Raw genomic sequence first — 16,350 nt, forward strand, 5'->3', positions numbered from 1 at the left:
TGTTAAGGGCGATCCGTCAAAACGGTTGCAGACCGGAGAGAACGCCGGTGCGACGGAGGTTAATGTGCAGCAGATCAAGAATGTCTGGGCAGAAATGGACATGCGAAAGCGCCTGATTGCCGTGGGGGCCACGGTGATCATGATTCTCAGCGTGATCGCGATGTCCCATGTGGCAAGCAAGCCAACAATGACACTGCTTTATGCCGGGCTGGAAAGCGGCTCGGCCGGAGATGTGGTGCGGGCGCTGGAACAGCGCGGCACGCAATTTGAAGTGCGCGGCGGTTCAATCTACGTGCCGTCCACCCAGCGGGACGAACTACGGATGACCCTGGCCAGCGAAGGCCTGCCCGCCAACGGGGGCAAGGGCTATGAGCTGCTCGATTCGCTCAGCGGGTTCGGCACCACCTCGCAGATGTTCGACGCCGCCTACTGGCGCGCCAAGGAAGGCGAATTGGCCCGTACTATTGTCGCCAGCCCGCATGTGAGCCAGGCACGGGTGCATATCGCCAATACCGGTTCGAATCCCTTTCAGCGTTCTGTGGAACCAACGGCATCCGTCTCCATCGTGCCAATGGGATCGCCCATCACGCCGCCGCAGGCCAATGCCATCCGCTTTCTGGTTTCGTCCGCAGTCACCGGCCTAGCGGTGGACAACGTGGCCGTGATTGATGCCAATGGCGCCTTGATCGGCTCCACGGACGCAGCTGCGGCAGCCGGGGCCGGGACAGATGACCGTTCTCAGACGCTTCGCGAACGCGTCCTGCGTCTGGTCGAAGCCCGAGTCGGCCAGGGCAATGCAGTTGTCGAAGTGAGCGTGGAAACCGTCACCGACACCGAATCGATCCGCGAAAAACGGGTGGATCCGAAAAGCCGCGTCGCTGTCAGCACCGATGTAGAAGAGCGCGCCGATTCCTCTACCAACCAGTCCGGCGAAGTGACCGTAGCCTCAAACATTCCGGACGGTGATGCCGCCTCCGGCCAGGGCACCAAGGCCAATACCAGCGCAACCCGGGAACGGATCAACTATGAGATCTCGGAAACCGAAAAGGAAATCCTGCGCGGTCCGGGCGCCATTAAGCGCCTGACCGTGGCGGTCCTGATCAACGGCACCGAAACCACAAATGATGCAGGCGAAACCGTTTTCCAGCCCCGGCCCGAGGATGAGCTGGATGCCATGCGGGAACTGATTTCCGCTGCGGTTGGCTACGACGCGGACCGCGGGGACGTCATTACCCTCAAGTCGATGGAACTGCCCGCAGTTGAGCCGCAGGGATCAGTGGCCACAGCTTCCTTCATCGACAACTTGAATTTCGATGCCATGTCGCTGGTTCAGATTGCGGCACTGGCCGTTGTCAGCCTGGTCCTGGGCCTCTTCGTGGTGCGACCGATTCTGTCGAACCAAGCCGCTCCGGCTGCGGCATTGCCTGCGCCGGACCAAAATGGGCTGCCGGGTCTGCCAGGCATGGACGGCGGCGGTTTCATGACCGCGCCTGACCTCGGTGCAGGGCTCGCACTGGATGGTGAAATCCAAAACAATGAAACTGGTCAGTTCGAACCGCTGGGCGGCCTGCCGGCCATGGGAACCGGCGACATGATGGGCGCCGCCGGCCTGCCGGCTCTGGGCGGCGGGATGGATGATCCTGTCGACCGCCTGCGCAGCCTGATTGGCGAACGACAGGAAGAAACTGTCCAGATCCTGCGCGGCTGGCTGGAAGAGAATAAGGAGCAGGCCTGATGACAATTGCACATTTGCTGGAAGATTTCGGAATGAAAACTCTGGTGGAACCTGCCTTGCCTGCGGTGTCCGAGGAAGTGCTGGAAGAACAGCGCCTTGCATCCTTCGAGAACGGCTACAGCGCCGGCTGGGACGATGCGGTAGCTGCCAAGGACCAGGAAAACATCCGGATTTCCGCCGAGCTTGCCAGTTCCCTCGAAGACCTCAGCTTTACGTTCCACGAAGCGCAAGGCCAGCTGCTCGACTCGCTGGACCCGATGTTCAAGGTCCTGACCAGCGCCGTACTGCCGGATGCAATGGCAGCCTCCTTTGGGCATCACATTGTCGATCAGCTGGCGGAAATGGCCAAAGGTCAGACTGACCAGCCGATGCAGATCGTGGTCTCCCCTGGCGAAGCCGCTGCGGTGCGAAGCCTCCTGCCGGAGAATTTTTCCGTGCCTGTGACCGTGCGGGAAGACAGCGTCCTGACTCCGGGGCAAGCCTACCTGAGCGTCGGCAGTACCGAATGCGAAATCAATTGCGACGCTCTGCTTGAATCGATCCAGGACTCGATTGAGGCCTTTACCTACCACGCAAATGAGGACAGCCAGTATGGATGATGCTGCCGATCTGAACCTGAAATCCGCCGATGCGGGCAATCCCTTTGTTTCGGTTCCCGTCGAGGTGACTGTCTCCGTCGGCAAAGCCCGGCCGCTGATCCGCGATCTGGTCAGCCTGGGTGAGAACGCCGTCCTGACATTGGACAAGCGGGTCGAAGATCCCGTGGATCTCTATGTCGGCGACCGGCTGGTCGCGCGCGGCCAGCTCGAAGAACTGGAAGGCGACCAGGCGGGTCAGCTTGCCGTGCGCCTGACAGAAATTGCCGATCTGCAAAGCGGGTTGGGATGATACACACAACTTTTGTGCGGGCGGCTCTGGTTTCAGCGCTCCTGCTGGCCTTGCCGCACACCGCCCTGGCTCAAGAATTGAGTCTTTCACTGGCAGACGGGCAGTCGATCTCGGCCCGCTCGATCCAGCTGATCCTGCTGATTACCGTGCTCAGCCTGGCTCCCGGCCTGCTGATCATGATCACCTGCTTCCCGTTTCTGGTGACGGTTCTGTCGATCCTGCGTCAGGGCATCGGCCTGCAGCAGGCGCCGCCAAACATGCTGATTATCAGCCTGGCATTGTTTCTGACGTATTTCGTGATGGAACCGGTTTTCACTGAGGCCTGGGCCACCGGGATCAACCCTCTGCTGGAAGAGCAGTTGGAACCAGGGGAGGCCATCACCCGCAGCCTGGATCCGTTTCGCGCCTTCATGGCCAACCGGCTGGATCCCGACACTTTCTATGCGATTGCAGATCTCAGACCCGAGACCCAGGGCCTGGACCCGGTCCCTGAAGCACCGCTGTCAGCACTGATTCCCAGCTTTCTGCTGTCGGAAATCGCACGCGCGTTTCAGATCGGCTTTCTGGTTTTCCTGCCGTTCCTTGTAATCGACCTCGTTGTGGCAGCGATTCTCATGTCGATGGGGATGATGATGGTGCCGCCCGCAATTGTGTCCTTGCCGTTCAAACTGGCCTTCTTTGTCGTTGCTGACGGCTGGAGCCTGATCGCCACCGCGCTGGTGCGCAGTTACTATCCCTGACTCAGCTGCTTCACGCTGAAACAAGCCGGGCATTCAAGGTGCCCGGTTTTTTTGCAAGCTGGGCCCGTCTACCCCTTCTGGCAAATGATTGCCATCAATCCGCCTGCAATGCAGTCAGTTCCGGCAATATGCTGGGCGCTGTCTGCTCAGGAACCAGTCCTGCAGGCCGAAACGGATAAACGCGCCTTATCACTTGCCGGAATGGGACACCGCACAGCCGCCACTCCACCTGTCCCCCTCCGGCCGCTCACTTCATCGTCAGAACCTTGAGGCGCTCAGGTGTTTGGTCTCTGATTTGACGATCCGGCCAAAGGCCGCAGGGTACGATTTTCCGAAACAGAAAGCCCCGGCCATTGCGCGCAAGGCCGGGGTAGCTTTCTTTTCTGCAAGTCGCTTCAGCGGACCACAAACTCCGCGTGCAGGGCTCCCGCCGCCTTCAAGCTCTTGAGAATGTCGATCATGTCCCGCGGCGACACGCCCAGGGCGTTCAGACCTGCCACAACTTCAGACAGCGACGTGGTCTCAGGAACTTCTGCCAGCTGAATGCCTTCCTCTTCTTCGATGGCGGCACCGGTGCGCGGAACGACAACCGATTCACCATCAGCAAAAGGGTTCGGCTGCACAACCAGCGGGGTCTCTTCGATCCGCAGAGTAAGATTGCCCTGAGCCACGGCCACGCGGGAGATCCGCACGTCACTGCCCATCACAATTGTGCCTGAGCGCTGATCGACCACCACCCGCGCCTTGCGCTGGGGCTCCACCAGAATGTTCTCGATCCGGCCCACGGCATGAGCCGTCGAGCGCGTGTTGGTCCGGCGGATATCAACCTCAACTGTACCGGAATCCCGCATCAGGGCGACATTGCTGCCGAACTCCGCGTTGATGGCCCGTTCAATCCGCCCGGCAGTCGTGAAATCAGGCTCCCGCAGCGCCAGCCGCATGGAGCTGAGCGAGGCCAGATCAAAATCAATCTCCCGCTCAACGCGGGCGCCGGACGGGATCACCCCCGCCGTCGGCACCCCTTGGGTCACAACAGCGGCATCCCCCTCGGCAACGGCGCCGCCAGCGAGGATGGTACCCTGTGCAACCGCATAGATCTGCCCGTCAGCTGCATTGAGGGGGGTCATGATCAAGGTGCCGCCCAGCAGGCTTTTGGAGTCGCCGATAGCAGATACTGTCACATCAATGGTGCTGCCAACCCGGGCAAAGGGCGGCAGAGTCGCAGTGACAAAAACCGCGGCAACATTCTTGGGACGGAACTGCTCGCCGGTCACGTTGACACCCAGCCGCTCAAGGATGTTGGACATGATTTCTTCGGTGAAGGGCGAATTCCGCAACCCGTCACCGGTGCCGTCCAAACCAACGACCAGGCCATAGCCAACCAGGTCGTTGCCGCGCACGCCGTCGAATTCCACCAGATCCTTCAGGCGGATTGTATTGGCCTGAGCCACTGCCGGCAGCAGGAACAGGCACGAGATGAGAAGACGAAGAAATCCAATCATGAGATGTACTTCAGCAGGGAAAGCTGCGAGCTGCGCGCGGTGACCGTGTAAAGGCCTTCGAGCTGTGTTTGCGCTTCCTGCAGCCGGGTGTAGGTTTCATATGGGTCTGCAGAGACCAGGTTGTTCTTGACGATGCTCAGGCTGGTTTTGGAGGCCTCGTTGCGGGCGTTGATCGCGTCCAGGCGCCCCTCGACAAAGCCAACATCGGCCTGCACCTTGATCAGCCGGTCTTCGCTTTCGGTCAGCTCGCTGCTGGCCTCGATGACCAGATCGATCTTCACGTCGTCGTTCAATCCGAGGCCGGGCTCATCGGCCAGCGCCGTGATGACATAGCTTTGCAGCGTATGCTTGAGTTTGTCGTCATTGGCTTGAATGCCCAAAGAGACCTGTTCCCCCTCGCCCACGGTCACGGGCTGCAGGGCTGTGGCGGAGCCTTGGTACATGACCGCATCAAAGCCAGCCGGGTCGTCAAACCAGTCCTTGACCGCTTGGATGATGTCATTGCTTGTCGTAAGCCCTGACACTTCGGTGAGGATCGCAGTCATCAGAGTGCCGGAATCATTCAGCGGCTTGGTATCCGTTGCGGTCCCGGCAAAAATTGTGCGCCCGCCAACAGACGTGTTCATAAGGTTGACGGCACTCTCCATTTTTTGCTTAGCTTGGCTGCCGAACTGTTCGGCGTTGTAAACATCCATTGCCGGCGACAGCCTCAGGATATCATTGCGCAGAGCCTGCACCTGGCTTTGAACCTTTTCTAAGCTGCCCTGGACCGTGGTTGCAAACAGCTGCACCTCGCCATTTGTAACCATATAGCTGTCGAGCCGGTTCAGAGTGCTTTCCAGATCTGCTAGATAGGTGAAATCACCGCCAAGCCGCTCAGTCAGGTTGGAGGTTTTACCTGTGGCAAACTCTTCGGAAAGCGTGGTGACGTTCTCCTTCAGATCCGCATTGCGGCCGCGGAGAAAGAGGTGCTGCGCCATATCGCCGTAAGAATTAATAATCATGCGTCAGATCCTCAGAAGTGTTTCCATAAGCTCATCCACGACAGAGATGACCCGGGCGTTGGCAGCATAGAATTTCTCCACCAGCATCAGGTTTTGCAGCTCGGCGTCGGTATCGACACCCAGCGCCAGTTCTGCCTGGCTCAGCTCGTTAAAACTGGTGGCCGCGAAGGTTGATGCGCGGGATGCGGTTTCGTTGTCCTGTGCAAACCGGGACAGCAGATTTGCGCTCAGGGTGCCTGCAGTCAAATCCGATGTGCCCAGACCAACCGACGATACCGTGCGCGTGGTGTTCAGTGCATCGGTATAGCTCTGCAAAAGGCTGGAATCACCCGGATCACCTGGCGCAGCAGCATAAAGACCGTCGCGGAACCGCCATGTCTCTGCGCTTCCGGTCAGAGAAACCAGGTCATTCAATTCAATCCTGTTTGCGATCCCGACAGTATTTGCAGCATCGAAAAAGCCGCCGTCATCGGTGAAGATACCGGCATCGGTCACTCCGATCGTGCCATCCAGTGCCGGATCCTGGAACCGTTCGATCAGATCCCGCGCCATCGCATCCAGGTCTTCCTGGGCCTCCACTGCGGTGACATCCCGGATCTCAAATTGCGCAGTCAGAGTGCCGCCACGCAGCGGGCCGTCCGGACCGGTTTCGATCACCCTGCCGTTGACTTCCAGCCCAGAGAGCATTCCATTGCCGAGCGTCATATGCGGCATGATATCCCGCGACGGCGAGAAGCTCAGCTCCGACGCCTTGCCATCCAGCAGCATCACACCGCCCGCCGAGTACAGTGTCACCTGGCCGTTATCACGCCGGACAACGTTGACGGGAATGATTTCATTCACTTGGTCGATCAGCTGATCCCGCTGATCGTGCATGGAAACAGCATCCATGCCGCCCGCCTCCACGACCATGATGCGTGCATTCAGCTTTTCGATCTCTTTCAAGGCCTGGTTGACGGTGTCGACCTGGCTGTTGATTGCGCTGTCGGCGTTGATCCGCAGATCACGCAGCCCCTCGGCTGCACGCGAAATCGATTCCGCAAGGGAATCCGCCTTGACCGACAGGTCGTTGAGCCGGGGTTGTGAATCCGGGCGCGACACGACTTCGATCAGCGATGACTCGAAATTTGATAGTTGCGCTGCCAAGGACATCTCGTCATCCACGGTGCCAACCAGGCTGGACATCCTTTCAAAGAAGTCCGCTTGGATCTTGGCGGTGCCGAAATCCGCCTCGGCGACCCTGCGGTTGGAAATTACCACCGGATCGTTCAGCCGCTGAACATGCCCTACCTGGACACCGGGAACACCAACGCCCGGGCTGTTCAGATCCAAAACCCGGCGCGTGTACCCGGGCGTCAGGGCATTGGCGAGATTCTCGGAAACGATCTGCGAAGACCGGCTGGCAGCAGTCAGGCCGCTCATCGCGCTGTTTAGGGCGGAATAAATAGACATGTTCAGCCTGCTTTCATGAAGGCAGTGTCAGGGGGCCATCAAGCGCCTTAGCGCTTGATGTTGGTGGTTTCCTGCAGCATTTCATCAACGGTCTGGATGACCTTCGCGTTGGACGAATAGGCCCGCTGGGTCTGGATCATGTCGGTCAGCTCGGTTGCCACGTCGACAGCCGATTCCTCTTGGGCATAGCCCAGGATTTCACCGGTCGGGCCGTCGCCGGCATCCCACAGGTAGAACGCCCCGGAATCATCCGTCGGCTTGTAGGTTTGGGAATCCAAAGCCTGCATGCCGTTCAGGTTCGACACATCCGCCAGCGGAACCTTGTAGATGACCTTGGTGTCGCCGGAGTCATATTTGGCGATGACTTCCCCGGATTCGTTGATTTCCACCGAAACAAAGGAACCAACCGCGGTGCCGTCCTTCACGGTTGTGCCCGGAACGAATTCATCGCCCAGCTGGCTCATCCCGTTCTGCTCGCCGATAACGCCGATATTGATCTCGATCGGTCCGCCTGCGACGTTGATGGTGACCGAGCCGGCCGTCGCGTCATAGGCACCGCCGGTCACAGTGGCCACGCTTTGCAGCGTGCCGGCTGTGGACGCACTGTCGTCGAAGGTCAGAGTGTATTCGCCGATCACCGTGGCGCCGGTTGCCGAATCGACAATCTGCATCGTCCATTCATTGGTGCCGGTGGTTGCCGGCGGGGTCGCCACGCTTGGTGTGTAGGTGATCGCCAGTTCTTCGGAGCGGCCCATATTGTCATAGTATTGTACGACATGTTCCACCGGAGCCCCGGTGGCGCCAGGATCAGTCTCGGAGGCCGGCAGGTTCGCGGTCAGGCTGATCTCGGTTGTCGGCTCCGCCGAAAGGCGGTTCAGGTCGATGTGGACCGGCTCCAGCGAATTGCTGGTGTCACGTGCAGCATCCGGCACAGTACCATCCGCAAGCGCTGGAAAGCCCATCAGAACCAGGCCGGATTCGGTCGACAAGTAGCCGTTCGAGTCGGTACGGAACGACCCGGTAGAGGTCAGCAGCATCGAAGGGTTGCCGCCGGCCTCCACCTCGGTGATCGAGGCCACCGGTAGCATTCCGCGGCCGCGTACCGCCAGATCGGTTGCATTGTTGGTCGAGACCAGCGGCCCGCGTTCGTCAATCAGCCGCACATTGGTGGTGCGCACCCCGCCCGCCGAATAGGTGCCGCCAGAACCGGACAAGACCATGGAATGGAAATCTGTCTGAACCCGCTTGTAGCCGCGGGTCGAGGAGTTGGCGATGTTGTCGGAGATGGAAGCCAACCGGCTGGCGTTGGCGCTCAATCCTGAAACGCCCGCGTTCAGCGACGAAGAAATGGTCATAGCACGCCTTTCTGCTGCATCTAATCATTCTGATGCAACAGCTAGCGCAGCAGCCATTAACGGGCGGCTAACAGATCAAAAATGACGTATCTGCCAGCCGCACGTTGTGCGTTTTCAGCGGTTTATTAGCGAAGCAGGATGATTTCGATCCGGTCATTGCGGGCCGCCATTGGATTTTTGGCAGCGAGCTTGCGGTCAGCATGGCCGGTCACACGGTGAATCCTGGCTGCTGCCAAGCCTCCCGATTCGAGCAGCTTTCGGGTTTCATCCGCACGGTCATGGGACAGTTCCCAAACCGGATTCTTCGCCAGCACGACCGGATGCGAGCGGATATGGCCGCCCACAGCAATGTTGTTGGTCACGCCCTCAGATACACGCGCAATCATCCGGACCAGATCCCTGTACAAAGCAGTCGGATTCGCCTGCCCGTCTTCGAACAGCGGCACGTCTTCGGTGGCAAACAGCTCAATGATCAGCCCTTCGTCGGTGACGCGGGTCACAATGTGGCGGGCCATCGCGGTGGACACCATACTCTCTCCGCCGCGGCCGGACAGCTGTTCCTCAATCGCTCGGAACTTGTCGTCATCCTGATCCCGCTTGTGGTCGGACTCAACCCCCGTGTCACCCTGCGCCTTCTGGGCATCTGCCGGATTGATATCCGTTGCGCCGGTGCCGGACTTTGGCTGGATATCCTCGGTGAACATGCTGTCCCCCTGGAAGGCGCCATTGCCGCCGCCTGAGATCCGGCTCAGCGGAATCGATGGCGAGAAATAATCCGCCAGACCCTTGCGTTGTTTTTCCGTCGTCGCGTTCAGCAGCCACATCAGCATAAAGAAGGCCATCATCGCGGTCACGAAGTCGGCATAAGCCACTTTCCACGCGCCGCCGTGATGGCCATCGCCACCACTGACTTTTTTCTTTTTGATGATAATGGGCGCCACATTGCTCTGTGCGCTCATGTTCACCACCACTATTTTCACCCATTCCCGGGATAGCAGGCGGCACGTTAAGCCCGGCTTAACAGTTAAATTTGCCGGCAGTTCCTGCGACGACAAGCACATCTCCACAACGGCCTGCCGCGAACTGCCGGCAGCGCTGCAGCACTGGACCCGTAATCCTTCCAGCCACTTGCCTCGGCATCGGGAAAGCTTGTCAAAGGTTGATCAAGAGCAGTTTAACATGGCGTCGCCAGGCAAATTGGACCAGCACGGCACATGAGAAATCAAATGCTGATCCGAAGAGACCGATAGGCCCGTAGCCCTGTCTATTACGCTGTGCCGCCCTTGTGCCAGGCTTCGGCCGGATCTATCTCAGCGTAGCCGCGCAGTTTCTGAACGTCCTCGATAACAGCGTGGTTCTTTTTGATTTCCACTCCAGCTGTTTTCAGACGGGCAAAGGCACGGCTCAGGCTTTCCGGTTTCATGCCTAGGCGGCCGGCGATCAAAACCTTGTCGTAGGGCAGGACCACCTCACAGCCGCCGCTATCGCAGCGACAGAGCTTCAGCAGGAATTCCGCCACCCTCTGGGCGCCGGTCTGTGCCTTCAGCTGTTCCAGCTGTTCGACCAGCGAATGCAGATGGGCAAAGGTCGACGCCAAAATGGAAATACTGATCTGCGGCTCCTGTTTCATCAGAGACACCAGCAGCGAAGAGGGAATGTGCAAAACCTCCGCGGGTGTCACCGCTTCGGCCGACACCGGATACCTGGCACCTTTGAGCGCCACCGCTTCTCCGAAGCTTTCGCCGCGGGCAAAGACACTTACCACAGTTTCAGAGCCGTTGGGCGCAATCCGGAACAGTTTGGCCCAGCCCTCGATCATGACGTGGATCTCAGCGGCTTCCTCATCCTGCAGAAAAATGGTTTCGCCCCGGTCATAGTGCCGGAAAATGCCGTGGGACAGCAGGGTTTCGACATGTTGGTCAGGCAGCGAACGGAGCAAGAGCGAATTGCGTGCGACCGCTTTGTTCTGTTCGTGCGCCAAAGTCTTGTGTCTCCTGGGTTCCGGCTCCCGCCTTTGCCGGAGCTTCATGTGCCTAGGATTCATGAATACAGACGCGGCAGGTGAAGGTCCACTGCCGCTCTGGTCCGCAATGGGCCGCCGCCAGTCTGTATCCTTGACCATAGTCATGGATGACGCCGCTGGTCCGTATCAGGATCCGCTCCAGACAGAATGGCAGATGCAAGCGAGCGGAGGCCCAGCCATGGATTTCGAACATTTTTTCAAGGATCGCCTGCAGGAGCTGAAAGACGAAGGAAACTACCGCGTTTTCATTGATCTTGAGCGGCGGCAGGGAGCATTCCCGGAGGCACAGCAAACCGAAGGCGGAACCCGTAGGGATGTGAAAATATGGTGCTCGAACGACTATCTGGGAATGGGCCAATGCCCGGAGGTGCTGGCTGCGATGCATGAGGCGCTGGATACGTCCGGAGCTGGAGCAGGCGGAACCCGCAATATTTCAGGCACCACCCATGCCCATGTGCTGCTGGAGGAAGAGCTTGCCGACCTGCATGGGAAGGAAGCGGCGCTTCTGTTCACTTCCGGATACGTGTCGAACTGGGCGGCGATCGGAACATTGGCCGCCAAGATACCGGGGCTGATCGTGTTTTCCGACAGCCTGAACCACGCCAGCATGATCGAGGGCATCCGCCATTCCCGCGCTGAAAAAGTGATCTGGAAGCACAACGACGTGAACGATCTGCGGGCCAAGCTGGCAGCGGCGCCAGCCAATGCACCCAAGATGATCGCATTTGAATCGGTCTATTCGATGGATGGGGACATAGCGCCGATCAAGGAGATCTGCGACGCGGCAGATGAGTTCGGCGCGATGACCTACTTGGACGAGGTGCATGCAGTCGGGCTTTACGGTCCGCGCGGTGGCGGCATTGCCGAGCGCGAAGGGCTGATGGACCGGTTGACAGTGATTGAGGGCACGTTGGGCAAGGCGTTTGGTGTGGTGGGCGGTTATATCGCCGCCAGTGCGCCGCTGTGCGATTTTGTGCGCAGCTTTGCCAGCGGATTCATTTTCACCACCGCCCTGCCGCCTGTTGTTGCCGCTGGCGCCCTTGCTTCCGTGCGCCACCTCAAGGCATCGCAGAGTGAGCGCATCCTGCAGAAGGAACGGGTCGCCGACGTCCGCGCCCAGCTTGATCTGCTGGGTATTCCGCACATCATGAACCCGAGCCATATCATTCCGATCATTGTGGGCGATCCGGTGAAGTGCAAGTTCATCTCTGATGCGCTGCTGGAGGAATTCGGCATCTATATCCAGCCGATCAATTATCCCACCGTGCCAAAAGGCACAGAGCGTCTTCGGATCACGCCGGGTCCGGTGCATTCACCCACCGACATCAAACAACTGGTGGAGGCGCTGGGAACGCTCTGGGAACGCTGCAAGATTGCGCGCCGGACGTCGGCAGCCCAGTAGGCCGCGGTCCAGTAATCCGCAGCCGGGGCATGCAGGTTGCGCACCCTAGCGGCCGCAAGGCCGCTGGGGCAGTTTACGTTTAGACTCGCCTTGGATTGGATGCATTGAAGAACACTGGGCACCGGGCTGGCACGGCGGAGCCTGGGCTGATTTGAATGGGTTGGCTGGAAGGAATGGCCGCGGCGCCCGCAGTGTTTTGCGGGCGCCGCGGTCCGAAACCAGCCATGCTGTTTGCCGGCCTCACCGTAAGACGGCGCCAGCGGACTGGTTAACCTGCGCCGGAATATTTCCGTCCGGAAAATACCCGTCTGGCCGGCGCCGTTTATTAGGTGCATCCGGATTTTAACCGTTTGGTCCGGCCGCTAGCCTTATCCAAAGTCAAGAGCTGGCCGGTTGAGGGAAATTATTGAGCTGCAGCCGGCGCAAGACGCCAGGCCGCAATCCCACGAACAAACCCGGGGTGGAGGCGAAAACCGGCCCGAAACTCACAAAACCGCGAGCGAAGTTGTCCAAAGTCAAAGAACTGCCGGCAGAATCCCCCTCTTATCCGGGTGCCTCACCAGCAAACGGAGAGTGATCATGTCACTTGGACTCAGCTACAAAAATACCCGCCGGGCACTGGGAGCAGGCTTTGCACTGCTGCTTGGTTCTGCCGCTATCCCCGCCTACGCCGAAGGCCCCACCTTGAGTGAGGAGGCTTTTGAATCTTCCAAGCAGCTTTATTTCGAACGCTGCGCAGGCTGCCACGGCGTTCTGCGCAAAGGCGCAACCGGCAAGAACCTGGAGCCGCACTTTAAACAGACCAAGGCTGACGGCACAGTGGTCGAAGGCGGCACCCTGAAATTGGGCCAGGAGCGTCTGGAAAAGATTATCGCCTGGGGTACCGAAGGCGGGATGAACAACTTCTCGGACATCATGACCGAGCAGGAAATCAAGGACATGGCGACCTACATCCAGATGGATCCGCCGAAGCCGCCAGAGATGTCGCTTGAGCAAATGAGACAGACCCGCAAGGTCTATGTCGAAGAAGCAGACTACCCGACCGAGCCGCTGCACGGCCGCAACTGGGAAAACTTCTTCGTCGTCATCGAGCGTGACGTGGGCAAAGTGGCCGTGATCGACGGCGACACCAAGGAAGTTCTTGCACACATCCCGACCGGTTATGCCGTGCACGTGCTGAAAGCCTCTGAACACCACAAACTGGAAGAGCCGGAAAACCCGGGCCGCTTCTGGTACACCATGGGCCGCGACGGCAAGATGACCAAGATCGACCTCTGGCAGACGCCGGACAAGATGCTGGTTTCCGAAGTCACCATTGGCTATGACGCCCGCGATGTGGCGGTGTCCGGCGACGGCAAATACGTCATCGGCGGTGCCTATTGGCCGCCGCACTTTGCGATCGTAGACGCCAAGACCATGGAACCGCTGAAGGTTGTTTCGACCCGCGGCACCAACGTTGACGGCGACTATGTGGAAGAAAGCCGCGTGGCTGCCATCTACACCACCCCCAACGAGCCGACCTGGATCGTTGCGGTGAAGGAACTGGGCCAGCTGTGGCAGGTGGACTACTCCGACCTGGACAACCTGCGCATCGACAAGATCAACTCGGCCAAGTTCCTGCACGACGGCTTCTTTGATCCGACCGGCCGCTATTTCCAGATCGCTGCAAACGCATCGAACAAGATGGTTGTTGTCGACACCAAGGAGCGCAAGCTCGAGGCGATGATCGACACCGCGCCGCTGCCGCACCCCGGCCCGGGCGCCAACTGGGTTGACCCGAACTGCGGCCCGGTTGCCGGCACCACTCACCTTGGCGAGGGCACCGTGACGGTTTGGGGCAACGACCCGGAAGGCAACCCCGACAACGCTTGGAAGACCTGCTACGAGGTCGAGACCGATGGTGCGGGCCTGTTCATCCGGACCCACCCGAACTCCAAGTACTACTGGGCTGACCAAACCAAGCACCCCGAGCCTGAGGTTCAGCAGTCGGTGCAGGTCATCTCGAAAGAGACCGGTGAGGTCGTGAAAACGATCCAGATCACTGACGAGGAAGGCTCCGCCGCTGTGCACTTCGAGTTCAACGCGGACGGCACCGAAGTCTGGGTCTCCAAATGGAACCGCTCGACTTCGAAAGAGCCCAACGGCGAAATCGTGATCTTCGACGCCGAGACGCTGGAAGAGATCGGCCGCGTGAAGGGCCTGTATGCCCCGACCGGCAAGTTCAACGTCTACAACCGGTCGAACCACGTCACCTGACGATCAGGATGACAGACCTTCGGAAGGGCGGGCCGAGCGCCCGCCCTTCCTGCCTTAGCGGTACCGGATTGCGGCGGCCGCGGGGAGTCAGGGCACGGCAGATACCTCTGCATCCCGCCCTGCGCCCCCTGCAATCCGGGACTTAGACCTCCGTCGGCAGGGGGCTCATACAGAGATTTATGGAGCCTGGAGATGACCCAGACCAACCAAGCGGAAAAGAAAAGACCCCTCTGGCGGCGCTATGTCCTTTGGGGCATGCCGATCGGCGGGATTCTTGTTGCCTTCACCGCGGGCATTATTTTCTGGGGCGGTTTCAACACCGCCATGGAAGCAACCAACACAAAGCAGTTCTGCGTCTCCTGCCACGAGATGCGGGACTTCGTTTATGAGGAATACAAGGGCACGATCCACGATGTGAACCGCTCGGGTGTCGGCGCGGTCTGTTCTGACTGCCACGTGCCAAAGGACTGGACACACAAGATCATCCGCAAGATTCAGGCCTCGAAGGAAGTCTGGGGCAAGATTACCGGAACGATCAGCACTCCTGAGAAGTTCGAAGCCAAGCGCATTCACCTGGCCATGAACGAATGGGAGCGGATGAAACGCACGGACTCGCGCGAATGCCGGAACTGTCACGACTTCGAGTCGATGATGCCGGAATTCCAGAAGCCGCGCGCGCGCCAGCAGCACTTGAACGCCATGACTGTGGGGCAAACCTGCATCGACTGCCACAAGGGTATCGCGCACTCCAACATCCGCGACCGGGCGGAGGACGAGTATCTCGAGAAGCTGGAGTCACCAGACCCTCGGTTCATCCGCGAGATTCCGGCAGAATACATGGAAAGCCTCGCCCGCATCGAAGCCAAGGAAGCCGCCGAAGCTGAGGCTGCCCAAGCGGCCAAACAAGCTGAGCAGGAAGTTGTTCAGGCCCGCATCGCCGCTGCAGTCGAGGCGGCACGTGCAGAGGAGCGGGCTCTGGCGTCCGGAGAAACTGCCGAAGCGGCAGGATCAGGCGGCAGCAATGTTGCGCCGGGCATTGACTGGGATGCAGTTACCGCGGCGAACATGACTCTGTTCTACCCCGGCCAGGCCTCTTTCGAATGGGTGCAGAACGGCAAGCAGCACGGCGGCGCGCGCCCGCTGACCAAAGGCGGCGACCAATGTTCGACCTGCCACGGCAAAGAGGTGGAAGCTATCGGCAGCAAGATTGTCGCCGGAACCGAGAACACCGAGCCGACGCCAGTTCCCGGCAAGCGCGGCGTAATCAATGCAACCGTGCAGGCGGCACATGACGGTGAGAACCTCTATGTGCGCATGCAATGGCCGGACGGTTCCCATGCTCCAGTACCCTTCGTGGACGGCGGCAAAATGGACCCGGACAACCAGATCAAGGTCGCAATGATGATCACCGGCACCGGCATCGAGATGGGTGAGCAGGTAGGCTGCTGGGCGACTTGCCACGCGGACAACACCTACATGCCCTTTGACCCTGGCGCCGAAGCGATTGCCGCCAGCGGCGATGTCGCGGCCCGCCTTGAGGCCAACGGCTCTGTCACCAAGTATCTGAGCGAGACCCGCTCCAGCATCGAGATCAAGGGGCGCCGCGGCAAACCGCAGGGCGGCTGGGATCAGCTGAAGGCGGCAGAGGAGATCGAGCAGTACCTGGCCGACGGCACCTTCATGGACCTGATGCGGGTCTACTCGGACGGCAGCGGCTCCAACGGGTATCTGCTGGAGCGCCGGGTCGAGAACGGCGGCGAGTTCGCCTCCGAAGCCACCCTTTCGGCCGGCATGTGGACCGTGGTCTTCTCACGGCCGCTGAACTCCGGCGCGCAGGGGGATGTTCCGCTGGAACCGGGCAAAACCTACACTGTCGGCTTCGCCATCCATGATGACTATGCCGCCGCGCGGTTCCACCACGTGACGCTGAACACCACCATGGCCCTGGACAACGGCGAGGCGCAGATCAACGTAGTCGGGCAGTAAAACCAAA

At 59.7% G+C, this 16,350-nt stretch carries 14 protein-coding genes; 8 read left to right on the plus strand and 6 right to left on the minus strand.

Annotated elements, in window-relative coordinates:
• The first annotated feature begins 64 nt into the window (after positions 1–64).
• The 4 genes from fliF to fliP are packed head-to-tail and all read left to right on the plus strand — an operon-like array spanning position 65 to position 3,363.
• Positions 65–1,735: a flagellar basal-body MS-ring/collar protein FliF gene (gene fliF / locus LHL23_RS11620; protein ID WP_226429966.1), complete on the plus strand. Its 1,671-nt coding sequence runs from the start codon at positions 65–67 to the stop codon at positions 1,733–1,735.
• Positions 1,735–2,334, plus strand: a complete 600-nt coding sequence (locus LHL23_RS11625) for an ABC transporter ATP-binding protein (RefSeq protein ID WP_226429967.1) — start codon at positions 1,735–1,737, stop codon at positions 2,332–2,334. The genes fliF and LHL23_RS11625 overlap by 1 nt, the downstream gene beginning before the upstream one ends.
• Positions 2,327–2,623, plus strand: coding sequence for a FliM/FliN family flagellar motor switch protein (locus LHL23_RS11630; RefSeq protein WP_222477035.1), 297 nt, complete (start codon positions 2,327–2,329; stop codon positions 2,621–2,623). The genes LHL23_RS11625 and LHL23_RS11630 overlap by 8 nt, the downstream gene beginning before the upstream one ends.
• Entirely contained in the window at positions 2,620–3,363 is a 744-nt protein-coding gene (fliP, locus tag LHL23_RS11635; protein ID WP_222477030.1) for a flagellar type III secretion system pore protein FliP, read from the plus strand. Before LHL23_RS11630 ends, fliP begins: the two co-directional genes overlap by 4 nt.
• A 395-nt stretch (positions 3,364–3,758) precedes the next feature.
• On the opposite strand, the gene LHL23_RS11640 is transcribed toward fliP, so the two are convergent.
• From LHL23_RS11640 to LHL23_RS11660, 5 genes are all read right to left on the minus strand, one after another.
• The gene (locus LHL23_RS11640; protein WP_226429968.1) at positions 3,759–4,865 is read right to left on the minus strand and encodes a flagellar basal body P-ring protein FlgI; all 1,107 of its coding nucleotides are present in this window, start codon (positions 4,863–4,865) and stop codon (positions 3,759–3,761) included.
• Positions 4,862–5,869 carry a flagellin gene (locus LHL23_RS11645; RefSeq protein WP_226429969.1) on the minus strand — a complete coding sequence of 336 codons (1,008 nt, stop codon included), beginning with the start codon at positions 5,867–5,869 and terminating at the stop codon, positions 4,862–4,864. Before LHL23_RS11645 ends, LHL23_RS11640 begins: the two co-directional genes overlap by 4 nt.
• A gap of 3 nt (positions 5,870–5,872) precedes the next feature.
• Positions 5,873–7,321 (minus strand): flagellar hook-associated protein FlgK, encoded by a 1,449-nt coding sequence (gene flgK, locus LHL23_RS11650; RefSeq protein WP_226429970.1) that lies wholly within the window; start codon positions 7,319–7,321, stop codon positions 5,873–5,875.
• Between the two features lie 47 nt (positions 7,322–7,368).
• The gene (locus LHL23_RS11655; RefSeq protein ID WP_222477019.1) at positions 7,369–8,676 is read right to left on the minus strand and encodes a flagellar hook protein FlgE; all 1,308 of its coding nucleotides are present in this window, start codon (positions 8,674–8,676) and stop codon (positions 7,369–7,371) included.
• Between the two features lie 125 nt (positions 8,677–8,801).
• Positions 8,802–9,635, minus strand: a complete 834-nt coding sequence (locus LHL23_RS11660) for a flagellar motor protein MotB (RefSeq protein WP_222477017.1) — start codon at positions 9,633–9,635, stop codon at positions 8,802–8,804.
• On the opposite strand from LHL23_RS11660, the gene LHL23_RS11665 reads away from it, so the two are divergent.
• The gene (locus LHL23_RS11665) at positions 9,634–9,894 is read left to right on the plus strand and encodes a hypothetical protein (RefSeq protein ID WP_222477014.1); all 261 of its coding nucleotides are present in this window, start codon (positions 9,634–9,636) and stop codon (positions 9,892–9,894) included. The two genes, LHL23_RS11660 and LHL23_RS11665, sit on opposite strands and share 2 nt — an antisense overlap.
• 49 nt (positions 9,895–9,943) lie before the next feature.
• Here LHL23_RS11665 and LHL23_RS11670 read toward each other — a convergent pair whose 3' ends face one another.
• A complete protein-coding gene (locus tag LHL23_RS11670; protein WP_226429971.1) occupies positions 9,944–10,657 on the minus strand; it encodes a Crp/Fnr family transcriptional regulator in 714 nt (237 codons plus the stop codon).
• 220 nt (positions 10,658–10,877) lie between these two features.
• Between LHL23_RS11670 and hemA the strand changes: the two genes are divergently transcribed.
• The 3 genes from hemA to LHL23_RS23495 all read left to right on the plus strand — a co-directional run bounded on the left by hemA (position 10,878) and on the right by LHL23_RS23495 (position 16,343).
• Complete coding sequence (gene hemA, locus LHL23_RS11675; protein ID WP_226429987.1) at positions 10,878–12,101, plus strand: 5-aminolevulinate synthase; 1,224 nt, start codon at positions 10,878–10,880, stop codon at positions 12,099–12,101.
• A gap of 579 nt (positions 12,102–12,680) precedes the next feature.
• Positions 12,681–14,357, plus strand: a complete 1,677-nt coding sequence (locus LHL23_RS11680; RefSeq protein ID WP_222477010.1) for a cytochrome D1 domain-containing protein — start codon at positions 12,681–12,683, stop codon at positions 14,355–14,357.
• Positions 14,358–14,549: 192 nt separating this feature from the next.
• Positions 14,550–16,343 carry a NapC/NirT family cytochrome c gene (locus tag LHL23_RS23495; protein WP_222477009.1) on the plus strand — a complete coding sequence of 598 codons (1,794 nt, stop codon included), beginning with the start codon at positions 14,550–14,552 and terminating at the stop codon, positions 16,341–16,343.
• Positions 16,344–16,350: the final 7 nt, after the last annotated feature.

This window comes from Leisingera sp. McT4-56, assembly GCF_020514995.1.
Classification (GTDB): Bacteria; Pseudomonadota; Alphaproteobacteria; order Rhodobacterales; family Rhodobacteraceae; genus Leisingera; species Leisingera aquaemixtae_A.

Excerpts from the sequence above, each read along its gene's own strand:
- LHL23_RS11625 (WP_226429967.1), top strand. The coding sequence starts at position 1,735 with ATGACAATTGCACATTTGCTGGAAGATTTCGGAATGAAAACTCTGGTG.
- LHL23_RS11630 (WP_222477035.1), top strand. The coding sequence starts at position 2,327 with ATGGATGATGCTGCCGATCTGAACCTGAAATCCGCCGATGCGGGCAAT.
- fliP (WP_222477030.1), top strand. The coding sequence starts at position 2,620 with ATGATACACACAACTTTTGTGCGGGCGGCTCTGGTTTCAGCGCTCCTG.
- LHL23_RS11640 (WP_226429968.1), bottom strand. The coding sequence starts at position 4,865 with ATGATTGGATTTCTTCGTCTTCTCATCTCGTGCCTGTTCCTGCTGCCG.
- LHL23_RS11645 (WP_226429969.1), bottom strand. The coding sequence starts at position 5,869 with ATGATTATTAATTCTTACGGCGATATGGCGCAGCACCTCTTTCTCCGC.
- flgK (WP_226429970.1), bottom strand. The coding sequence starts at position 7,321 with ATGTCTATTTATTCCGCCCTAAACAGCGCGATGAGCGGCCTGACTGCT.
- LHL23_RS11655 (WP_222477019.1), bottom strand. The coding sequence starts at position 8,676 with ATGACCATTTCTTCGTCGCTGAACGCGGGCGTTTCAGGATTGAGCGCC.
- LHL23_RS11665 (WP_222477014.1), top strand. The coding sequence starts at position 9,634 with ATGTTCACCACCACTATTTTCACCCATTCCCGGGATAGCAGGCGGCAC.
- LHL23_RS11660 (WP_222477017.1), bottom strand. The coding sequence starts at position 9,635 with ATGAGCGCACAGAGCAATGTGGCGCCCATTATCATCAAAAAGAAAAAA.
- hemA (WP_226429987.1), top strand. The coding sequence starts at position 10,878 with ATGGATTTCGAACATTTTTTCAAGGATCGCCTGCAGGAGCTGAAAGAC.
- LHL23_RS11680 (WP_222477010.1), top strand. The coding sequence starts at position 12,681 with ATGTCACTTGGACTCAGCTACAAAAATACCCGCCGGGCACTGGGAGCA.
- LHL23_RS23495 (WP_222477009.1), top strand. The coding sequence starts at position 14,550 with ATGACCCAGACCAACCAAGCGGAAAAGAAAAGACCCCTCTGGCGGCGC.